Source organism: Pseudomonas sp. AKS31, from assembly GCF_023634765.1.
In the GTDB taxonomy this organism is placed as follows: Bacteria; Pseudomonadota; Gammaproteobacteria; order Pseudomonadales; family Pseudomonadaceae; genus Aquipseudomonas.
Genome location: NZ_JAMLFX010000002.1, coordinates 802,747 through 824,619 on the forward strand (window position 1 = coordinate 802,747; position 21,873 = coordinate 824,619).

Here is a 21,873-nt window from a genome sequence, read left to right on the forward strand (position 1 = left end):
GGCATCAGGCTCCCATCAGCAAAATCAGCGTGGCACACACGCAGGCATACAAGGCGCCTTCGAACAGCGCTTCATGCCAGACCAGACGTAATACGCCGAGGCGCCGCAATCCCCAGTCCAGCACCATGAATATCGGGATGGCTAACAATAACGCCTGGGCAATGGGCGGCAGATAGACACCGCCGATTTCAAAATCAATGGGCAAGGGCTGCTTCTCCTTCCGGAACAGAACGCTGAATCGCGTCACCGTGGCGCTGCAGGAATGACACGATGATCAGCAGCGCCACACGCATACGAAACAGTGACCAGACATGCTCATGACTGGCGACGTGCAGTTCGTCCAGTTCGTCGCCCAATGTGTTCAGGGAGGCCATTAATGGCGCCAGTTGCACATCCTGCCGCCCGGCGACATAGCGCCCGGTCTTGCGCACGGCCGAAGCCAGGCGTTGATTGAAGGCGTCCGACAGCAGCGCATTGTTGCGTGCCTGCTGCCGCAGCTGATGCATCGCCACACCCAAAGCCACGCAAGCGAGGCTGATTTCATACAGTTGCTGCATGGCGCGGCTATTCGCTGCCGGCAGCAGACCGAGCATGCTGGTCAGGCGATCAACCATGCGACTTTCAAAGGCGAACTGTTGTTCATCGGTCGCGGGAGTTTTGGTCAGCGCATAAACCTGCTCGCGCGCTTCGTTATACAAACGGCGAAGTCGCCATGCCGGGCGAAACGGGAAAATCCACGCATAAACGATCAGCGCAAGCATTGCCGCGCTGACATAGGCGCCGGCGAATTCGAACCATTGAATCGCCGTGTTCTGCCCGGTACCGACATTCTGCGGGCCGAGCATCAGGAAACTCGATAACCCCAGCCCCATGCCGATCCCCGCTGTCGCCGGACTGGCCAGACCGATTGCGATCACATACAGCAGCGGCGCCAGCAGCAATGCCAGCAGCTCGAAATCACTGATGGCCGGCACCAGCATGAATTGATAGAACGCTGAAACCACCAGCGCCAGCCCCAGACCTCGGGCGTAACTTTGCGCGGCCATCAGCGGACGCGGGAATGTGGCCATCAGCGAACAGAGGATTCCCACCAGAATCATCCCGCCCCGCGCGCCGTCCCACGCGGTTTCGATCCAGATCAACCCGGCGACCAGCAACGCCGTGAACGCCCGGATCGCATTCATCGACGCCAGGGTGAAATCCAGATGCAGCGGGCTGGCCTGACCGCGATAAAGACAACTGGCCTCGCGCCCTTCCTGAATGGCATCGCTCAGTTCAAGAATCTGCTCCAGTTGCTGTAGCAGCCGCGCCTGTTCCCAGCGCAGCGCCCAGGCCAGCGAGCGCAAGGTGGCGCTCATGTTTTCAGTCAACTGCTCGGCCTGATACGCCAACGCCTCGAACTGTTGCTGCAGTTTGATTAAGTGCTGACGTGCGGGTTCGGGCAGCGCTCGCCCCTGCTCCGCCAACTGGTCGAGTAGCGAAAGCTCTTCGGCGCGCAAGCGCTGGATGTCCAGCGGCAGATCACCCTCCCAGCGCTCGGTAAGCAGCTCGCGCTGATGACGCAACGCGGTCAATCGTGAGGTCAACAGCATCAGTTGATTGCCTAACAGCAGCACCAGATGGTTGGCGCTGCGCAAGCGTGGCGCATCGAAATACAAGTGCCGCCGCAGGCCTTCAAGGGCGCTGATCTCGCCGAGCAGTTGCATTTGCCGGGCCTGGAACCCGGCTTCGCTTTCTTCCGTGCGCAGCACCGCCGCGGCGTGGCTGGCGGCCAGTTTGATCACCTGATCGACTTTGGCGAAATAGCCCTTGGCAACCGCTTGCGGGCGCGCCGTCAGCAGGCTGACCACACACACGCACGCCACGGCCAGCAAGGTTTCGGTGACGCGGGTAACCGCCAACAGAAACGTGCCGTCCTGATCGGGAATTGCCAATAACGCCACGACTACAGCGGTGTAGCCGCTGAGCACAAACGCTTGCGAACTGGTGTAACGCAGCAATGTGCCGCCGGCTGTACACAGCGCCAGCCACAGGGCCAGGGTGGTGATGAATGGCAGCGGAGCCTGGGGAAAGATCGCCATGATCAACACCGCAACCGCCGCCCCGAGCGTCGTGCCGATCACCTGACCGAAACTGCGTGCCAGCGCCATCCCGGCCAGCGGCTGACTGACAATGACCACCGCCATGATCGACCACTTGGGTTGATCGAGATCGAACAAAAACGCCAGATACAACGTCAGCAACCCCGCCGCGATGGTTCGCAGAGCAAACAGCAGGACCGCCTGACCGGGATGGATCACGGCCTTGAAGTAATTGAACAGGGCTTGCATGGGCACTCTCATCGAAGCAACTTGTGCAAGCGTAGACACTGCATCGAAAAACTGACGGGTAACTGAGTCGACGCAGTTTGTAGGGCGATTCGCATGCAAGGGTTTGACTCATGGCCCGAGCTGACCGAAGCTTGCCGCTCTGCTCAAGAACGCCTGTTTCGGAAACCTGCATGCCTCAGTCTCGCCGCTACTTGCCTATCAGCCTGGGCCTTGTGCTTGTCGTCCTCGTGGCGTGGTTGTCACTGCGCAGCACCGCCCCGGTCATCCCCGATGCAATCAAGCACGGCTACAGCGAAGCGCTCGATGCTGCGCGCAAGGGGCAACCGGGCGCGGCGCGCCAGTTGTATCAACAGTTGGGCCGGCCGGACATCTCGGTCAAACGCCGCGTATGGCTGCATGGTGAGTTGCCCAATTACCCAAGCCCCCAGGCGTTGAAACTCGCTGATACGGACCTGCAGAACGAATCCCCCGCCGTGCGGCTGGCGGCGATCAAAAGCGTGGTGGGACTGGTGCCGGGCGGGCAGCGCAGCCTGTTGCTCGGGCCGATGCTCGAGGATGAGGATCAGAACGTGCGTTTTGCCGCGATCAACGCCCTGCTCGGTTTGACACCGGATGAGCTGGGTCTGTATTTCGCACCGCTGCAACAGGCGATTGACGGTTGGGAACAAACGCTCAAGGCGCAGCCGGAAAGTGCCGCCAACTACGCGCAACTGGCCCGCCTGCATCTGCACAACGCCGAACTCAAAGACGCGCAGGTTGCACTCGACAATACCCTGCGCATGGAGCCCGGCAATCTGCAGGCGCTGGTGATGCAGATCGATGTCCTTGATCGCCAGGGCCAAACCGACGCCGCCCGGCAACTGCTGGGGCAACAACTCAAGGCCCAACCTGATTCGGCGTATCTGCAACACGCCTTGGGGCTTTGGCTGTTGCACCATGATCAGCGCGAATACGCCCTGCTCGGCTTGTCCAAAGCCGTCGAGCTTGAGCCGGACAACAAGGATTACCGTTACGACCTCGCTACCACGCTGCACAGCGCCGAAGAACTGGAAGCGGCGCAGAAGCAGTTGCAGGAAATCGTCCAGCGCCACCCCGCCGACCGCAAGGCGCGGGTGTTGCTGATCAACTACTGGAAGGAAAGCGGGCAACTGCAGAACGTACAGATTCTGTTGGCGCAACTGGAACAGCTCAACCCGGATGATCCGGCCCTGCAGCAGGGTCTCTGAGCCATTTTTCACCGCTCAAACGACACATCCGGCAAGGAATTTCGGAACTGCCATCACGGCGCAAGGTCAAGTTAATCAGGCCGCTCATTTGAGATGGCGGCCTCGCTTCCCTTAGTCATGAGAGGGCATTTTTTGTCTACTTCTAACGAGTTGATCAGTGCGAAAGCCGCTACCGGCATTGGGGGTCTGGACGACATCCTGGCCGGTGGTCTGTCTCGCGGTCATGTATTTTTGCTGGAGGGTGAGCCCGGAACCGGCAAAACCACGGTCGCTTTGCATTTTCTCCTGGCCGGCGCGAAAGCCGGCGAACGCTCGTTGTACATCACGCTCTCGGAAACCGAGCGCGAACTAAGGCAAGGGGCGTCGTCCCATGGCTGGACGCTGGATGACAACATCAAGATCTTCGAGCTGACGCCCCCGGAAAGCCTGCTCAACGCCGAGCACCAGCAGAGCCTGCTCTACTCCTCCGACCTGGAACTGGGCGAAGCCACCAAGCAGATTTTCGAAGCGGTCGAACGCTTCAAACCTACGCGTGTGGTGCTCGACAGCCTGTCGGAAATTCGTTTGCTGGCGCAGAGTTCTTTGCGTTATCGCCGACAGATTCTCGCCATCAAGCATTACTTTGTGCGCTACAACGCCACGGTTCTGCTGCTTGACGACCTCACCACCGAATCCCTCGACAAAACCGTGCACAGCGTGGCGCACGGGGTGATTCGTCTCGAAGAGCTGACGCCCAACTACGGCGCTGAACGGCGACGCGTGCGGGTGGTCAAGTATCGCGGCCAGAAATATCGCGGCGGTTTCCACGACTTCACCATCATGGGCGACGGCGTGCATGTATTCCCCCGTCTGGTGGCGGCTGAACACCGTGGCGACTATGCGCGCCTGCAACTGTCCAGCGGCATCCCGGAAATGGACGCCCTGCTCGGCGGCGGCATCGAGACGGGTTCCAGTACGCTGATTCTCGGTCCGGCCGGTACCGGTAAATCGCTGATCTCGATGATCTTCGCCGCCGCTGCCGTGGGCCGTGGCGAGAAAGCCGCGCTGTTTATCTTCGATGAAGAACTGGGCCTGCTGTTTGAGCGCATGAAAAACATCGGCATCGATCTCAAGGCCCTGCAGGCCACCGGAAATCTGTTGATCGAACAGGTCGACGCCGCCGAACTGTCGCCGGGCGAGTTCTCCCATCGCGTACGGCGCTGCGTCGATGAAGGTCAAATCAAAACCGTGGTCATCGACAGCATCAACGGCTATCAGGCGGCAATGCCGGAAGAAAACGCGCTGGTGCTGCACATGCACGAACTGTTGCTGTACCTGAACCGCAAAGGCGCGGCGACGTTCATGACGGTCGCCCAGCATGGTCTGGTCGGCGACATGCAAGCGCCGGTCGACATTACTTATCTGGCTGACACGGTGATTCTGTTGCGTTACTTCGAAGCACTGGGCAAGGTCCGCCGCGCGATCTCGATCATCAAGAAACGCACCGGCAGCCACGAATCGACCATTCGTGAATACCGCATTTCCACGCAAGGCATGACCATCGGTGCACCGCTGGAAGCCTTTCAGGGCGTACTGCGCGGCGTTCCCACCTACCTCGGCGCAAGTAATCCTTTGCTGCAGGAAGAGCGCTTGTGACGGTTCAAGTGCCGCTGGCCGAACGCGCGCTGATTCTCGCGCCCGTGGGTCGCGACAGCCAGATTGCGCTGATGATCCTCAACGAGGCCGGTTACGGCGGAGTCGTCACACCCACGCTGGGTGCGCTGTGCTCGGAAATCGAAGTGGGTGCCGGCCTGGTGCTGGTCGCCGCCGAAGCCTTGCGCGGGCCGGAACTGGAAGCACTGTTCCATTATCTGGAACAGCAACCTGCCTGGTCGGATCTGCCGATTGTGCTGTTGACTCATCACGGTGGTCAGGAACAAGGCCCTTCCTCGCGCTTGAGCGATCTGTTGGGCAACGTGACGTTCCTTGAACGCCCGTTTCATCCCGCAACACTGGTCAGTATGGTTTCCGCCGCATTGCGCGGCCGCCGACGACAGTACGAGGCACGCGATCGGCTGATCGATCTGAGTGAAAGTGAACGGCGCCTGCAATCGACCCTGGAAACCCTTGAGCAACAGGTCGAAGAGCGCACCGCACAACTGCGTCACAACGAAGAGGCGCTGCGCCAATCGCAGAAAATGGAAGCGGTCGGCCAGCTCACTGGTGGTATTGCCCACGACTTCAACAATATGCTCACCGGCATCATCGGTAGCCTCGAGTTGTTGCGCCGCCGATTGGCCCGTGGTCGCACCGATGACCTCGACAGCCTGATCGACCTGGGCGTGACCTCGGCCAATCGTGCCGCCGGTCTGACCCATCGTTTGCTGGCGTTTTCCCGTCGGCAGTCGCTCGATTCCAAAGCCGTGCAGATGAACACCCTGGTGCTGTCCATGGGTGAGCTGCTGCAACGCAGCCTTAACGAAAGCATTCAGTTGGACATGCGTCTGAACGACAAACTGTGGGTGGCGGAGGCGGATCCCAACCAACTGGAAAGCGCCCTGCTCAACCTGGTGATCAATGCCCGCGATGCCATGCCCGACGGCGGCAAATTGGTGGTCGAGACCAGCAATCAGGTACTCACGCGCGAATTCACTGAAGCCTACAGCAACCTAGAACCCGGTGATTACGTGATGCTCAGCGTCACCGACAACGGCAGCGGCATGCCGCAGAGTGTCATCAATCGTGCGTTCGACCCTTTCTTCACCACCAAACCGATCGGCCAGGGCACCGGGCTGGGCCTGTCGATGATCTACGGGTTCAGCAAGCAGTCACGCGGCCATGTCTCGATCAACAGCGAGATCGATGAAGGCACCACGGTCAGGCTCTACCTGCCGCGTTTTCGCGGTGAAGAACTGGAAAGCCCCGATGCCGACATTCAACAGGCACCCGATGCGCTGGACGGCGAAACCGTGCTGATCGTCGAAGACGACCCGGCGGTGCGCGTGCTGGTCTGCGCGGTGCTCGGTGAATTGGGCTACGCCTTTGTCGAAGCCTGGGATGCCGACAGCGCCGTGCCGATTCTGAACTCGACGCAGCGCATCGATCTGCTGATCAGTGATGTCGGTCTGCCGGGCATGAACGGCCGGCAACTGGCGGAGGTTGGCCGTCAATACCGGCCTGGCTTGAAGGTCTTGTTTATCACCGGATACGCCGAGCACGCGGCTGTGCGTGGCGGGTTCCTCGATTCGGGGATGCAGATGATCACCAAACCGTTCACGTTTGACCTGCTGACCGCCAAGGTGCGGGAGATGATCAAAAGCTGAAAGCGCTGAAACTGCAGGAGCTGCCGCAGGCTGCAATCTTTTGATGAACAAGATCAGAAGATCGCAGTCTGCGGCAGCTCCTACGCAGATATCAGGCGAGCAATTCCTGAATCTTTTCCTGCAACACATCCAGGTCGAACGGCTTCTCCAGGATCGGCGCCTTGCGCGTGATCGGGCTGCCGGTTTCGCGGATTTCCTGCGGATAACCGCTGATGAAAATCACTTTAAGGTCCGGGCGCAGCTTGACGGCCGGCTCGGCGATCTGCACGCCGGAAATCCCGCCGGGCAAACGGAAATCGGTGATCAACATGTCCAGATGTGGCTTGCTCGCAAGAATTTCGAACGCCTGCTCGCCGTTTTCGGCCTGCAACACGCGATACCCCTGCCCTGACAGGTAATCCGTCAGGATCATCAAGATAACCGGTTCGTCCTCGACGACGAGTACTACATCTTGTGCATCTACGCTCATGGGAAGCCTTTGTTCGGTCAATAGCTGCTGATACGACCGTACGGTCAATCAGAGGTTGCGTCGGATTTGCCGTTTTCCTGGATTGGCAGACAAACGCGAAACAGGGCGCCTTCGTTGATTTCACTCTCGACGACGATGGAACCGCCATGGGCGGCGACGATCTGCTCGGAAATGAACAGACCCAGCCCGAGCCCGGCCACTACCGTCTTGGCGGAAACCCGTTCGAACTGTTGGAAAATACGCTTCTGATTCTCTTGGCTGATGCCGATGCCGCGGTCCTGAACCTCGACCCGCGCCTCATCACCTTCACAGTAAACCCGCACCTGGATCGGGCTGCGACCACCATAGCGCAGAGCGTTGGTCAGCAGGTTGGTGACTACCTGCTCGATGCGGAACTCGTCCCAATGGCCTTCTACCGGGGATGGTGCGGTAAACGACACTTCGGTTTCAGCGGCTTCGATCTGTTGTGCGAAGTTTTGCAGCAGGTTGCTCACCAATTGCACCAGATCGAAACGACTCGGTCGGATCGACAATTTGCCGGTGCGAATGCGCGAGACGTCGAGCATGTCTTCGATCAAGCGGATCAGGCTTTTGATCTGCCGCTCATCGCGGTCGACCATGGCGTGCATCTTGTCGAGGGTGAACGCGGCGGCGTTGTCACGGGCCAGGTGCATCTTGCGCAACTGGGTTTCGAGGATCAGGCCGTTGAGCGGTGTACGCACTTCATGGGCAACGATGGACATGAAGTCATCACGCATGCGCACGGCCTGCTCCAGCTCCAGCTGGGTGTTTTGCAGTTGCTGCAACAGCGCTTCCTGTTCGCGACGGGCCTGCTCCAGCGCTTCGAGCTGTTGCTTGAGCGCTTTGCTCTGGCGGTACAGATCGACGAAGACATTGACCTTGCTCTTGACCGCATGGATGTCCAGCGGTTTGTGCAGAAAGTCCACCGCCCCGCTTTCGTAACCCTTGAACGCGTAATTGAGTTCACGGCCGGCAGCGCTGACGAAAATGATCGGGATGTTCTTGGTTTTCTCGGTGCCGCGCATCAACTCGGCAAGTTCGAAGCCGTTCATGCCCGGCATCTGCACATCGAGGATGGCCATGGCGAACTCGTGCTGCAACAGCAACGACAGCGCTTCATCCGCCGACAACGCTTTGTAGACGGTACGGTCTTCGCGCTTGATCAGCGCTTCGAGCGCCAGCAGGTTCTCCGGCAGATCGTCGACGATCAGCAGTTTGGCTTGGATATTACTCAGCATGCGATTCGTTCCAGCTCGACAAGCAGACGGCCGATGCCGTGAATGGGTAGGACATGGTCCGGCTGCTGAATCTTCAGTGCAGCCAAGGGCATGGTGGCGACTTGCGCTTCTTCGGGGTCCTGGACGATGGTCAGACCACCGCGGCGTTTGACGTGCGCCAGCCCGCGCGCGCCATCGTGATTGGCACCGGTCAGCAGTACGGCGGCCAGCGACTCGCCGTAGGCGTCCGCCGCCGATTCAAACAGATAATCGATCGATGGCCGGGAATAATGCACGCGCTCCTCGAGGCTCAGCGAGAGGCTGCGATCCTGCTCCACCGACAGGTGATAACCCGGCGTGGCGAAGTACACATTGCCGGCAACGATGTCCTGCTTGTCGGCAGCCTCGTGCACCGGCATCTCCACACGCCGGGAGAAGACCTCGGCCAATTGGCTGCGGCGCTCTTCGGGCAGGTGCAGGACCACAATGATCGGCAACCCGTAGCCGCGGCGCAGCGGCCCGAACAGGCTCAGCAGCGCCTCGACGCCACCGGCGGAAGCCCCGACCACAATTGCCTCGACGCGAGGTAAATCCACGGCCTCGTTCATGTTTTGCGGTAAATCCGTTCTTGTTTGACCAGCGCTTCGAACTGGTTCGCGTAACCGGAGAAATCCAGCGTTTCCTTGCTGCCCAGCACTAGAAAGCCGCGGTGGCACAGCGATTCATGAAACAGACCAAAGGCACGGTCCTGAAGTTTCTTGTTGAAGTAAATCAGTACGTTGCGACAGGAAATCAATTGAGTTTCGGAGAACACGCTGTCCGTCGCCAGACTGTGGTCGGCGAAGGTCACGTTCTCGCACAGGCTCTTGTCGAAGATCGCGTAACCGTACGCTGCAGTGTAGTAGTCGGCAAACGAGCGCTGACCACCGGCCTGCTGATAGTTGGCCGTGTATGCCCGAACATTCTCCATCGAGAAAATCCCCTGCTTGGCCTTGTCCAGCGAGCGCGGGTTGATATCGGTGGCGTAGATGATCGTGCGATCGAGCAAGCCTTCTTCGCGTAACAGAATCGCCATCGAATAGACCTCCTCGCCCGTGCTGCACCCGGCGATCCAGATCTTGATCGACGGATAGGTGCGCAGCAGCGGCACTACTTCCCGGCGGATCGCGAGAAAGTGCGACGGGTCGCGAAACATCTCACTGACCGGAATCGTCAGCAATTGCAGCAACTGCATGAACGCCGTCGGGTCATGCAGGACCTTTTCCTGCAAGGCCGAAATGGTCGCGCACTCGAACTGGCTCAGCGCGTGCTGCACCCGGCGCTTGATCGAAGCGCCGGAATAATCGCGAAAATCGTAGCTGTACTTGAGGTAGATCGCCTCGATCAACAAGCGCAGTTCGATTTCACTGTTTCGTTCGGCTGGCGTACTGCGTTCCACTAAATGCGTTCCATTTTTGGTAACCACACGCGAATCAGCGAGAACAAGCGATCCAGGTCGATGGGCTTGGCCAGGTAATCATTGGCGCCCGCCTGCAGGCAGCGCTCCTGATCGTCCTTCATGGCCTTGGCCGTCACCGCGATGATCGGCAGCTTGCGCCAGCGCGGATCCTTGCGGATTTCAATGGTGGCTTCGAAACCGTCCATTTCCGGCATCATCACGTCCATCAACACCAGATCGATGTCCTCGACCTCATTGAGTCTTTCAATCGCCTCACGGCCGTTTCGGCCGATAACCACGACTGCGCCTTTGGTCTCCAGGGCGCTGGTGAGGGCGAAAATGTTCCGCACATCGTCGTCCACCAGCAGCACCTTGCGGCCCTCGAAGACCTTGTCGCGGCTGCGCGCGGTCTTGAGCATCTTCTGCCGTTCATGGGACAACTGCGATTCGACTTTGTGCAGAAAGAGTGTGACCTCGTCCAGCAAGCGCTCTGGCGAGCGTGCGCCCTTGATGATGATCGAGCGCGAGTACTTGCGCAGTTCGGCCTCTTCATCGCGGGTCAGGTTGCGCCCGGTATAAACGATGACCGGCGGGAACGAGCAGATGTCTTCGGTCGACATGCGCTTGAGCAGGTCATTGCCGAGCATGTCCGGCAACTTCAGGTCGATGACCATGCAGTCGTAGATCGTCGTGCGCAGCAGCTCCAGGGCATCCTGCGCAAGGCCGACGGCGGTGATTTCGATGTCTTCGTCGCCGATCAGCCGTGCAATGCTTTCGCGCTGCAAATCGTCGTCCTCGACCAACAGCACGCGTTTGACCTTCTGGGTCAGCTTGGCTTCGAGACGGGCGAACACATCCTTGAGCTCTTCGCGAGTGGTCGGTTTGACCGCGTAACCGATCGCGCCCATGTGCATCGCCGCTTCGACGCGGTCCTCGACGGAAATCACATGCACCGGGATGTGCCGGGTTCCGGCGTGTTCCTTCAGGCGTTGCAGCACGGTGAGGCCTGAGTGATCCGGCAGACGCATGTCGAGCAGGATGGCATCCGGCACGAACTCTTTGGCGAGGTCGTAACCTTCGTCCGCGCCATGGGCCACCAGGCACTGATAGCCCAGTTCGTGCGCCAGATCGTAGAGGATGTGCGCAAAGTTCGGCTCGTCTTCCACTACCAGAATGCAGCGCGTGGCGAATGGAGCCTTGTTGCGGTCATCGGCGAAGCGCGGAATGTGCACCGGCGCCAACGGCGAAACCACTGGCGGCAATGGCGCGCTGACCACCGCCGCTGGCGGTGTGAAGGTCAACGGTTCGAAGTGCGTTTCGCTGGACTCGTCGAAATTCTGCGGCATCACCAACGTAAACACGCTGCCCTGTCCCGGCGTGCTGCTGACGCTGATCGAACCACCGAGCAAGGTCGCCAGATCCCGCGAAATCGACAGGCCCAGCCCCGTGCCACCGTACTTGCGGTTGGTGGTGCCGTCGGCCTGGCGGAAGGCTTCGAAAATGCTCTCTTGTTGATCGGCGGCTATACCGATACCCGAATCGCGCACGATGAACGCGACCCGATCATCCGGCTGGCCAGCGATGGTCAGGCTGACCGCGCCCTTCTCGGTGAACTTCACGGCGTTGGACAGCAGGTTCTTGATCACCTGCTCCAGACGCTGACGGTCGGTGTAGAGCATGCCCGGCGCGCCAGGTTGCAAGTCGACGCTGAAGTTCAGCTGTTTGTCTGCCGCCAAAGGTTCGAACACACTGCGCAGGCCATCGGCCAGACGGGCAACACTGGTGTTCTCCGGAATCACTTCAAGCTTGCCGGCCTCGACCTTGGAGATGTCCAGAATGTCGTTGATCAGGTTGAGCAGATCGTTGCCGGCGGAGTAGATCGATTCGGCAAACTTGACCTGCTCGGCGCTGAGGTTGTCCTGCGGGTTCTCCGCGAGCAACTTGGCCAGAATCAGCGAACTGTTCAGCGGCGTGCGCAGTTCGTGGGACATGTTGGCGAGGAATTCGGACTTGTACTTGCTTGAGCGCTGCAATTCTTCGGCGCGCTCTTCGAGCTGCACCTGGGCCTGATTGAGTTCGGTGTTCTTCAGGTCCATGGCGTCGCGTTGCTCGGCCAGGGTCTGCGCCTGTTCGGCAAGTTGCTCGTTGGTCTGTTCCAGTTCGACTTGCTGGGTTTCCAGATGCGCCTGGGATTCCTTGAGAATCCGCGACTGTTCTTCCAGCTCTTCGTTGGCGGTTTTCAGCTCTTCCTGCTGCACCTGCAACTCTTCGTTGAGTTGCTGGGTTTCGGCCAGCACTTCCTGCAGCCGCTGGCGATAGCGCGCGGCTTCGATGGAGGTGCCGATGTTGCCGGCAATCAGTTCCAGCAGTTCGATATCGCGATCGGTGAGCGGACGCAGGAAACCCAGTTCGATCACGCCATTGACGCGGTCGTCATCGCTGGTCGGCACCACCAGCACACTGTGCGGCAAGCCCTCGCCCAGCCCGGAGCTGACTTTGAAGTAGTCCGACGGCACCGAATCCAGACGAATCAGCCGCGCCTGCTGCGCCACTTGGCCAACGATGCCTTCGCCGCTATAGATCGACTGGTCCTGCTCTTCCTGCTCGCGGGAGAAGCCGTAAGTGGCCACCCGCTTGAGGCCGCCATGTTCTTCACGCACATAGAGCGCGGCCACGGCGGTACCCATGTATTGCGCGCAGAACTGCAGAATATTGCGCCCAAGCAGATTCAGGGTCAGTTGCCCCAGCACCTGCTCGGCGAGTTCGGTCTGACCATTGCGCAACCAGGCCTGTTGTTCCAGACGCTCGGCACTGGCTTGTTGTGCGGCAAGGTTGGCGCCGTAGTTGGTCGATAGATTGACCAGATCACGCCGGCCGATATAGGCCAGCAAGCCACTGATACCGGCGATGAAAATCAGGTAGAGACTGATGCTCCAGATCGTGGTGCGGCGCACGTCTTCATTGCGCGTGGTGCGCAGGACCTGTTCGGTCTCGATGACGTCTTCGAATTGCTTGCGGATCTCGTCTGTCAGGCGTTTGCCGCGTCCGGCCTTGACCGCGCCCCGGTAGTCGCCACTGGAGCGCTGCAGATCGATCATCGACTGCGCGTAATTGGCCCACTCGATCTGCAAGGCTTGCAGACGGCGCAGGCGATCGGTCTGCACCGGGTTGTCAGCGGTCAGTTCGAGCAAGGTATTGAGGGCCACCGCGATGCGTGGCTTGGCCGTTTCGTACGGGTCGAGGAAATGCTCGTCACCGCTGAGCAGGAAGCCGCGCATGCCGGTTTCCAGATCCACGGTGAGCTTCACTGCTTCGTTGGCGTTATTGATCACCCGGTCGGTGTGCTCCACCCACTGGATAACCGACAGCAGATAAGTGATCAGCGACACGAAGAACACGGCACTGAGCGCACCGACGCCCAAGGGCAGACTGATGTTGCGGCTCAGGAGTTTGCGAAACCGTTGTTCATCAACCGTAGACGGAGAGGACATGGGGCAGCCTTGTCGAACTGTTGAAAAACAGGGAGTTTGCCCCAAAACGACGGCGTGGATCCATTTTTCTCACACCTTTCACAGCAAATTCCTACGTACAACGGCACGTTTACAGCCTTGAACAGTTATCCTTGCGCCCCCGTCAGCGGCTATGCTTTTTTTGTTGCAGGCAGGGAACTTGTGGCACTGCGCCACTTACTGATGCAAGAGCCCGGCACTTTTGATCGACCGGCGACCCTGAACTGACTTTCGAGAGCCTTAATATGTCTACCCCCGCCCCCACCATCCTTGTCGTAGAAGACGATGACATCGTGCGCATGCTGATCGTCGATGTGCTGGAGGAGTTGGAGTTCAAGGTACTCGAAGCGGATGATGGCGAGCCTGCGCTGGCGATTCTCGCAGACGCGGGCAACTCGATCGATTTGATGATGACCGACTTCGGCCTGCCAGGCATGGACGGCCGTGAACTGGCAAACAAAGCTCGCGAACTGCGCCCCGCCCTGCCGATTCTGTTTGCCAGTGGTTATGCCGAAAATATTGATGTACCAGCAGACATGCATGTTATCGGCAAGCCATTTTCGATTGATCAATTACGCGACAAAGTTAAAAGCATTATCCAGTAACACAACACTATACTACGCCCCTTCCAATAATGACGAAGGGGCAGCACTGCACACCCCAGCAAAAATTCAACTTTATTAAAAACTGAATAACGCACTTACACAGCAGCACTTGATGAACAACAAATAACAAATGAGGATATCCGGCACATTAGACAAACGGATCTCCCATGAACATAACAAACATAAACTGGACAATTCATAACGACTTTTCGAATCCAGCCCGCCGCACTCAACTTGACCACGCCGAACGCCTGGAAGTTATCTACAAATTAACAGAGCGCAAAAAAACATTAAGCCCTTCGCAAGCGATCTCGCTGGCTGGCGCAACCATTACGCTCGAGTCCGGCTCGACGCTTGACAGTGCTTTGCAACCTGGCAGAAAAATGTTGCAGAACTGGTGCGATCAAGAGCCCTTCAAAAAGCTCATGGTCACGTTGAACCTCCCTGATCACTCACAGTTTGCAGTGACGAGCGAAGAAAAAATATACGCAAGATATTCAGGCAAAACATTGCAACTTGCCAACGCACTGAAACTTGCACCAAGCCTCAAAGATGACTTCCTGATACTTGTTGAAATGGCGGAACTGACCGGGGGAAGCATTTCCCTGGCTGAACAAATCGATCTGGAACAATGGCTCAAGTTTCATGATTTTTTGATCCCCACAACCGCCGCTGAATGTACCAGACTGACAACATTCATGACGCAACCACCGATAGCGGCCCCGTTACTCGGTAACTATTGGGAAATGATCAAGTCTGGAGTCGACAACTCGGTCACTCTTTCTGCAGATCAACGTAATGAGTTGCGTCGAATCATGACCAGTTACGTGGCAGATCGCTCGCTACTGGAGCAACTCTCGCAGAGCATCTTTGGCGGGCACGTGGCGCCTTTCGAACGCTCGGAGGCCGAAGATATTATTCAACGACTTGTTTCCAGCCCCATAGCGCTTACATGGGCCCGCGCCTTTGTCCGGGATCTGGGCTGGTATGGCACGCAAGATAATCAGCCGCAATCAGATGAATCGCTCAAGCAGATGCTGCTGACTGCCCTGCTGCTCGACCTTCATCCTCGAGTCGGTGAACCAGAGCCGCGTAATCAGGTGGCAGGTTTCGATTTATACGCCGTCGAGCATATCGAGAAGTCCTTCGCCGATGTTCAGACGGCATTAGAAAATCACCTCATCCAGCATCACCGGATCTCTGAAAAAAATGCGGCTTTGGCCGCTCACTTGCTGCTCGCAGAGGCTGCACCGGAATTTCTGGTGAAAGATTTGCCTGCGACAGTGGCGTTGGGCACCCCGCAATGGGTCGAGTTCTGCCGAATCGTGGCAGTGCAGGAAACCGTCGCACCGGGATCGACGCGGTCAATGACCTATGCCCGATTGCACCAACTGTCGAAGTTGGGTCCGGTGTCCGGATTCCACAAGACCCTCGACGCATTGGCAGCGGGAGACGCCGTGATTGACTGGGCGTTACTCAACAAAATCATCACCCTGGATGAGGTAGAGAAATCGATCACGGATGCCCTTGCAAAAGCGTCCGGTGCTTACGCCCGATTTGCCGGGACACTTGCCGAGACGGCCGACACACTGGTCCGCCCTTTACCTACCCGCAAAAGTGTTGCACTGGACATCCTCAAGCAGGTCGCCAAAGGCTGCAGCTATCTGGAACATGACGTCATGTATCAGAAGAAAAACCATGCGCTGGAAGACGCCTACGGCGACCGGATGTCTCTATCGCCCGTGGAGTTGCACATGTCCAACGACCTGGCGACCGAGGACTGGGACCTGAAGACCGGAGAAAGCATCTACACAGCGTTTCCTGACATGCTGCCCAATCTGATTTCCCCTGACGGTGAGTTTTACCGACAGTTCAATCGTGATTACCTCAAGCATATGAAGGCGATGGGCACGCACTTGAAGCAAGCGTTTTGCACACTGCCCATTGCGGATAGAGCGCGCTTGCTGAAAGGCAAAGTGACGATTTTCAGCCTCAGGCCCTCCGTCGCGAAACTCCAGATGCCCGCCAATCTGCCAACCAATCCCCTGTCGTCGACCCTTCACGCGATCCTGTGGGCGACATCAAGCAAACCGACGGAAAGCCATAAAGAAATAGAGGGAGCAAAGGGCCGTTATGGTGTAGTCCTGTGCTCCGAGTTCGAAGGCCGGATGACGTGTTACGAACTTTTCACTCTGCACGGGACCTGTCGCGAAAATCCACGGCTGGCAGCGCTGATTGAACAAGAAGGTCTGCTGAGCACAAGCGTGCGCAGCGACGAAAGAGGCTACTCGCTTCCTGCGACAGTGCATTCATTGCCGACGAATATCGAGTGTTATACCCATGGAGTACCGCCCGGTCTCATTGCGGCAAGTTCGGGCGTGATCGATAAAATCGGTGAGTTGCCAGCGTCTCCGGTCCCCAAGGAGATCAACGGTTATTACCAGAGTTTCTACTCGAGCGAATTCGACTCGTTGACGAATTTCGTACTCAAGCACCGGCCGATCGCTACCTATGATGAGCTGGTCAGAGAATGTTGGGGGCAGACTCGCCTGGAGGCTCTGCGCGCAAAACGGGAAGCGGATCTGGACACTTTTCTGAATTTCGTAGTGCCCTTCAAATCCTGTATCGAAGACTTGAGCTCCGACGATGTCGAGCGACAAGCTCAAGGGGCCGGAGCGTGTGCCCTTGAAGCTGCGATGACTATCCTGCTGGTAGTCGGCGCTGTTGCACAGGTTGTGAGCATCGTTGCCAAAACCATGACCGTTGCCACCAAAGCCAGCGCACTGGCCAAAGTGGGTCTGGGGTTGGTCAATAATGTGTTCAACCCGCTGGACGGCGTACCGGATCTGCTGTTCAAGGGGAGCAAACTGCTGCGCAAGGGATTCAACAGCGGTTTCGCCCAGCTGGAAAATGTGCTTTCCGACGCGCGCAAATGGTCGGGCACCACCTCCCATCGGCACTTGGCCGCGACGATTGATCCCGACACTATTCGCCTCGCGGAGTGGCGACCTGCACAAGCGTCTCAGGACATCTTTCAGGTGTGGGCGACACGACACAACGATGAATGGTTCGCGCTGAACTTGCGGGGCCACGCCTGGGGGCCGGCCCTGAAAAACATCAAGCCGCGAGAAAAATTTTCATTCTTCAGGTTATTCAAGCGATCGACGCCTTTCAGCTACACAAAAGCCTACTTGAAAAAAGCCACCCCCCTTGCTCAGAGCAAACTGGACAACACACTCCAGCTACTGTCGGAAATCGAAAATGACGACGTTCGTTCTATCGTCAAATACGTTTTCGGCACCGACTCGGACGAAGCCATCAACTACGTGAGCAAGAACCTGCGAGCCATGCGCAAGGATCTCGGAGTATTGGGGCAGCACCACATGTCTTTCCGCCAACGTGGAACCGATACCCTCGCTGCATTAAAAACCACAACCTATAAACACTGGAAAGCCAGTGTCGACGCGGGTACACACCTGGATGACGGCGCAACGAAATTCCTTGCGATCTATCCTGACAACCTGGATGAGTGGTACCAGGTGGCCAAGTACGACGATGCCCGGATTGGCGATGTTCTTGTCCACGAAATGTCGCATGGCGCGCCAGGCACACTTGATTTCTACTACGGAGAAGTTTTGGCCGGTATTACCCCGGCAGAATACGATGCGGCAGGCCTGATGGAATTCGCTCGAAATGCTCGCAAGGCGCACCCGAAGAATCTGGCCAACCCTCACCACACTTTTGCGAATCTCAAAGACTTCGAAGAATTTGAGGCGACCCTCGGCAACTGGCCGAAACTCGTGCAGGACCATCCGGCATTGATCAATGCCGAATCCTATTCAGTGGCGGTCTCGCTGATCGATCAGTACCGCACCCATCCGGACATCTTTGTGTCTAACCTGGCCACCCTCCGGCATGCCATAGACGGTACCGACGCGGGGAAATTTCTGAAGGGGCCGCTCTTGCTGAATCTGACACACCCACCGGTCTGAAGGCGGTTTGCGCAGGATGCCAAGCGGCGGTATTGAGGGATATTTTTGACAATCGGGCGCATACCCCACCCCTGTGGTTTAATTGCGCCCTTTTTTTACCCCCTCGTTCGCCGTGAAGGAAAGTTGTCCATGATTCAAGCCGCCGCTACCAAAGTCCTGGTCATCGGTTACGTCTGGCCAGAGCCGCGCTCCTCAGCGGCGAGCGGGCACGTCATGCAGATCCTCGAAACATTCCTGCAGCAAGGCTGGGACATCACCTTCAGCAGTCCGGCCGGGCCTGGCGAGCACAAAGCAGATCTGGCCGCACTGGGCATCCGCGAAGTCGCCATCGAACTCAACAACAGCAGCTTTGATCACTTCATCAGTGAACTGGCACCGGACATTGTGTTGTTCGACCAGTTCATGATGGAGGAACAGTTCGGCTGGCGAGTTGAAAAACACTGCCCTCAGGCACTGCGCGTGCTGGAGACTTCCGACCTGCAAAGTCTGCGGCATGCGCGTCACCAGCGGCTCAAGTCTCGCCTCAAGGTCAATCCGGACCAGAATGATTTCAGTGATGTATTTGCTCCGGCACTGCGCGACGAGTTCGCGTTGATGGCCGAGACCGATCTGGCCAAACGCGAAATCGCCGCGCTGTATCGCTGTGATCTGAACCTGATGATCTCCGAAGTGGAAATTGAACTGCTGATCGAGCAGTTCGGCCTGCCCCGGCAATTGCTGCACTGGTGTCCGTTGATGATCGACCCGCCTGCGGCCACACCTGCGATATTTGCAGAACGGGCACACTTCCTGAGCATCGGCAACTTCCGCCATGCGCCCAACTGGGATGCCGTGCTGTGGATGAAGAGCACGATCTGGCCGCTGATTCGCCAACAGTTGCCCCAGGCCCAATTGCACATCTACGGCGCTTATACGCCGCCCAAAGCCACGGCGCTGCATAACGCCAGCGAAGGTTTCCACATCATGAACTGGGCCGAAGATGCCTTGCAGGTCATGTCTGCCGCACGGGTTTGTCTGGCGCCCCTGCGCTTTGGTGCCGGGATCAAGGGCAAACTGGTCGACGCCATGCTCTGTGGCACTCCCAGCGTCACGACTCCGGTGGGCGCCGAGGGCATGCAGGGCGATCATGCCTGGCCCGGCGCCGTTACGAGCAGCGCTGTTGAGTTGGCCAACAGTGCCGTGGCGTTATACAAGGACGAGATGCTTTGGCAGGAGGCCAGTCACGCGGGATATACGCTGCTCAATGAACGCTACTCGCAATCCGTACACGGTTTGGCGCTTATCGAAAAACTGCGTTATTGCCAACAGAACTTGCATGACCTGAGAGCCAGCAACTTCACAGGAAGTATGCTTCGCCATCACTCGCATAAAAGTACGCAATACATGTCGCAATGGATCGAAGCAAAAAACCGCCATATCGGGCAAGACAAAGACTCTTGATAAAAGCCAATAACAGCATGCAGACAACAACACCAAACAAACCGCATCAATTTCCAGATTGCCTATAAATAACATCCCCCTTATAAAAACCTGCAAGCGCTACTTATAAACCCTTTCGGTAGCGCCTTTCCCTAAAACAAGTTAATGCAGGTTTAAACAATGGACATTCAATACAGTAATCATCAATGGATGACTGCGACCCCCGCTATCGACAGCCTGTCGCTTTTCGAACTGACACTGCCCGGCACACACAACGCCGGCAGCGACTGGCAAGCCTCTTATCCCTTTTTCGGCCCGCCGCGCCATTGGCTGGCGTGTCAGCACAATACGTTCTACCACCAGCTCCAGCACGGCTCCAGAGTACTTGACATACGTTTGACCTACGATGAAAAAGCCGAAGGTCTTGGCAAGTTCCGAATGCATCACAATGGTCACCGCAACTCCAGGACGCTGGGACATCTGGTGAGCGACATCAATGACTTTCTCGCCAGAAACCCCGACGAGTTCATTATCGTGGACTTTCACGAGCTGACCGGTGACAACTTCGATTACAAGTTCTTCAACGACATGATCATTCATCTATTGGGTCATCGACTGATTCCACGAAACAACCGAACGCTTAATCTGGAACAACTAAAGCGTATCAGCCCTGCTCAGCGAGTCTTGGTCGCGGCGCGCTCTCACCAGCAACTTCACAGCGGTATATTTATCGATTCGATCCAGCACGAGTGGTCGGGCAATGGAATTACCAGTGCCAGTGAGTTACAACAATTCATTGGCAATTTAATGAAGAACTCGTTCAACGTCTGGACTCCTTGGTCGCTGTCTGCCACCAGCTACAGCGCGGTCGGTGGCCCGGTGGATATTCATGCCGAGCTCGACGCCTGGTTTGATCCAGCCAAAAGTGACTGGGCGCGGAAGTGCAATATCATCAATGTCGATTTCATCGAAGAGTCGCGAATCGTTGAGTTTTGCCGCGCAGCCAACCTGCTCAAGGTGCGTCAGCCTAACGCCTGACCGGCACGTTTTCAGACACTGGCACACAACAACCGGAAGAGGCATGATCGGCCGGGAGAACAACAAAAGTGCCCCGCCATGACCCGAACCGCCCGCGTGACCGACCCTTCGTACGAGTTGATGGATGACCACAACGGCCTGTCCATCATCTATCGCCAGCACGGTTTTCCATGCCCGCTGGTGCGTTGGCACTTTCACAAGGAATACGAACTGCACCTGATCGTTGCCAGTTCCGGCAAGGTGTTCATTGGCGACTATATCGGCAACTTTTATCCCGAAACCCTGTTCCTCACCGGCCCCAACCTGCCGCATAACTGGATCAGTCAAGTCGCCGAGGACGAGGTCGTGGAAAAGCGCGACATGCTGGTCAACTTCACCGACGAGTTGTTCGAGAGTGGCCACCAGGTATTCGCCGAATTAAAAACCCTGGCGCCCTTGCTGGAGCGCGCGCAGTACGGCATCGAGTTTCGCTGCAAGCGCACCATTCGCCAGGCCATGACGCTGATGCAGCGTATCGCCGACAGCAAGGGCATCACCCGCCTCGGGCACTTCTTCATCCTGATGGAGTTGCTCGCGGCGAGCGATGATTTCCAATTGCTGTCCGGTGCGACCACGCCGCAACTGGCCGATGAACACAATATCGACCGCACTAACCGCGCGGTCGATTACATCTTCAGCCACTACGCCCGCGACATTTCCCTGGAGGAAGTGGCCGAGCATCTGGGCATGACGCCGACCTATTTCAGCCGCGTGTTCAAACAGGCCACCGGGCGCAATTTCATCGAGTTCGTCAATCGGCTGCGTATCAGTAAATCCTGCGAGTTGCTGGCCGACGGCGACAAACCGGTGACCGAAGTGTGTTTTGAATCGGGCTTCAACAATATTTCCAATTTCAATCGACGCTTTCAGCAGCTCAAGGGGATGACGCCGTCGCACTATCGCCGACTCGCGGTGCAGCGCCTGACTGAACAGAACCACCACTGACACTCCGGACTAATGTGGGAGCTGGCTTGCCAGCGATGGGGCCCTCACTGCCGACATCTTCATTGACTGCCCCACCGCTATCGCTGGCAAGCCAGCTCCCACAGGTTTGCGCATTTGCTGCTGAAACCAATACGCTATCGAAAGCCACACCGCTCTGAAAACCCCTTCCTTGCGTTTTCTCCGCCAAACCCCAGTGCAAAAAAGTATCGATCAAAGTGCTAGGGATGATTTGTCAGCCCTGCGATTGAAGGCTGTAATCAGCGCACATTCTTCCTGCACAGGAAGACACAAAAACAATAACTGTCCTTCTGTAACCCGCCGGG

General features: G+C 57.6%; 15 protein-coding genes. 8 read left to right on the plus strand and 7 right to left on the minus strand.

What is annotated here, in order from left to right; genetic code table 11:
- Positions 1-4: 4 nt before the first annotated feature.
- Positions 5-205 carry a DUF1656 domain-containing protein gene (locus tag M9827_RS09575; protein WP_016987298.1) on the minus strand — a complete coding sequence of 67 codons (201 nt, stop codon included), beginning with the start codon at positions 203-205 and terminating at the stop codon, positions 5-7.
- Positions 195-2,330 (minus strand): FUSC family protein, encoded by a 2,136-nt coding sequence (locus tag M9827_RS09580; RefSeq protein WP_250605238.1) that lies wholly within the window; start codon positions 2,328-2,330, stop codon positions 195-197. Before M9827_RS09580 ends, M9827_RS09575 begins: the two co-directional genes overlap by 11 nt.
- A gap of 170 nt (positions 2,331-2,500) precedes the next feature.
- Between M9827_RS09580 and M9827_RS09585 the strand changes: the two genes are divergently transcribed.
- The 3 genes from M9827_RS09585 (at position 2,501) to M9827_RS09595 (ending at position 6,858) form a co-directional block, all read left to right on the plus strand.
- Positions 2,501-3,556, plus strand: coding sequence for a tetratricopeptide repeat protein (locus M9827_RS09585; RefSeq protein WP_250605239.1), 1,056 nt, complete (start codon positions 2,501-2,503; stop codon positions 3,554-3,556).
- 132 nt (positions 3,557-3,688) lie between these two features.
- On the plus strand, positions 3,689-5,191 hold the full coding sequence (locus tag M9827_RS09590) for an ATPase domain-containing protein (protein ID WP_250605240.1): 1,503 nt from the start codon (positions 3,689-3,691) through the stop codon (positions 5,189-5,191).
- Positions 5,188-6,858 carry an ATP-binding protein gene (locus M9827_RS09595; protein WP_250605241.1) on the plus strand — a complete coding sequence of 557 codons (1,671 nt, stop codon included), beginning with the start codon at positions 5,188-5,190 and terminating at the stop codon, positions 6,856-6,858. Before M9827_RS09590 ends, M9827_RS09595 begins: the two co-directional genes overlap by 4 nt.
- Positions 6,859-6,949: 91 nt before the next feature.
- On the opposite strand, the gene M9827_RS09600 is transcribed toward M9827_RS09595, so the two are convergent.
- From M9827_RS09600 to M9827_RS09620, 5 genes are read right to left on the minus strand one after another with little or no spacing between them, the layout of a single operon-like run.
- A complete protein-coding gene (locus M9827_RS09600) occupies positions 6,950-7,327 on the minus strand; it encodes a response regulator (protein WP_103304982.1) in 378 nt (125 codons plus the stop codon).
- A 44-nt stretch (positions 7,328-7,371) separates the two neighbouring features.
- On the minus strand, positions 7,372-8,586 hold the full coding sequence (locus M9827_RS09605; RefSeq protein WP_250605242.1) for a hybrid sensor histidine kinase/response regulator: 1,215 nt from the start codon (positions 8,584-8,586) through the stop codon (positions 7,372-7,374).
- Positions 8,580-9,173 carry a chemotaxis protein CheB gene (locus tag M9827_RS09610; protein WP_250605243.1) on the minus strand — a complete coding sequence of 198 codons (594 nt, stop codon included), beginning with the start codon at positions 9,171-9,173 and terminating at the stop codon, positions 8,580-8,582. Before M9827_RS09610 ends, M9827_RS09605 begins: the two co-directional genes overlap by 7 nt.
- Entirely contained in the window at positions 9,170-10,003 is an 834-nt protein-coding gene (locus tag M9827_RS09615) for a CheR family methyltransferase (protein WP_093431257.1), read from the minus strand. The genes M9827_RS09610 and M9827_RS09615 overlap by 4 nt, the downstream gene beginning before the upstream one ends.
- A complete protein-coding gene (locus tag M9827_RS09620) occupies positions 10,003-13,494 on the minus strand; it encodes a response regulator (protein ID WP_250605244.1) in 3,492 nt (1,163 codons plus the stop codon). The genes M9827_RS09615 and M9827_RS09620 overlap by 1 nt, the downstream gene beginning before the upstream one ends.
- A 263-nt stretch (positions 13,495-13,757) precedes the next feature.
- Here M9827_RS09620 and M9827_RS09625 point away from each other — a divergent pair, with 263 nt between their 5' ends.
- The 5 genes from M9827_RS09625 (at position 13,758) to M9827_RS09645 (ending at position 21,550) form a co-directional block, all read left to right on the plus strand.
- Positions 13,758-14,117 carry a response regulator gene (locus M9827_RS09625; RefSeq protein WP_250605245.1) on the plus strand — a complete coding sequence of 120 codons (360 nt, stop codon included), beginning with the start codon at positions 13,758-13,760 and terminating at the stop codon, positions 14,115-14,117.
- Positions 14,118-14,284: 167 nt separating this feature from the next.
- Positions 14,285-18,109 carry a hypothetical protein gene (locus M9827_RS09630; protein WP_250605246.1) on the plus strand — a complete coding sequence of 1,275 codons (3,825 nt, stop codon included), beginning with the start codon at positions 14,285-14,287 and terminating at the stop codon, positions 18,107-18,109.
- Positions 18,110-18,238: 129 nt separating this feature from the next.
- A complete protein-coding gene (locus tag M9827_RS09635) occupies positions 18,239-19,549 on the plus strand; it encodes a glycosyltransferase (RefSeq protein ID WP_250605247.1) in 1,311 nt (436 codons plus the stop codon).
- A gap of 159 nt (positions 19,550-19,708) precedes the next feature.
- The gene (locus M9827_RS09640; protein ID WP_250605248.1) at positions 19,709-20,566 is read left to right on the plus strand and encodes a phosphatidylinositol-specific phospholipase C domain-containing protein; all 858 of its coding nucleotides are present in this window, start codon (positions 19,709-19,711) and stop codon (positions 20,564-20,566) included.
- 78 nt (positions 20,567-20,644) lie between these two features.
- On the plus strand, positions 20,645-21,550 hold the full coding sequence (locus M9827_RS09645; protein WP_077573033.1) for an AraC family transcriptional regulator: 906 nt from the start codon (positions 20,645-20,647) through the stop codon (positions 21,548-21,550).
- The last annotated feature ends 323 nt before the right edge of the window (positions 21,551-21,873 follow it).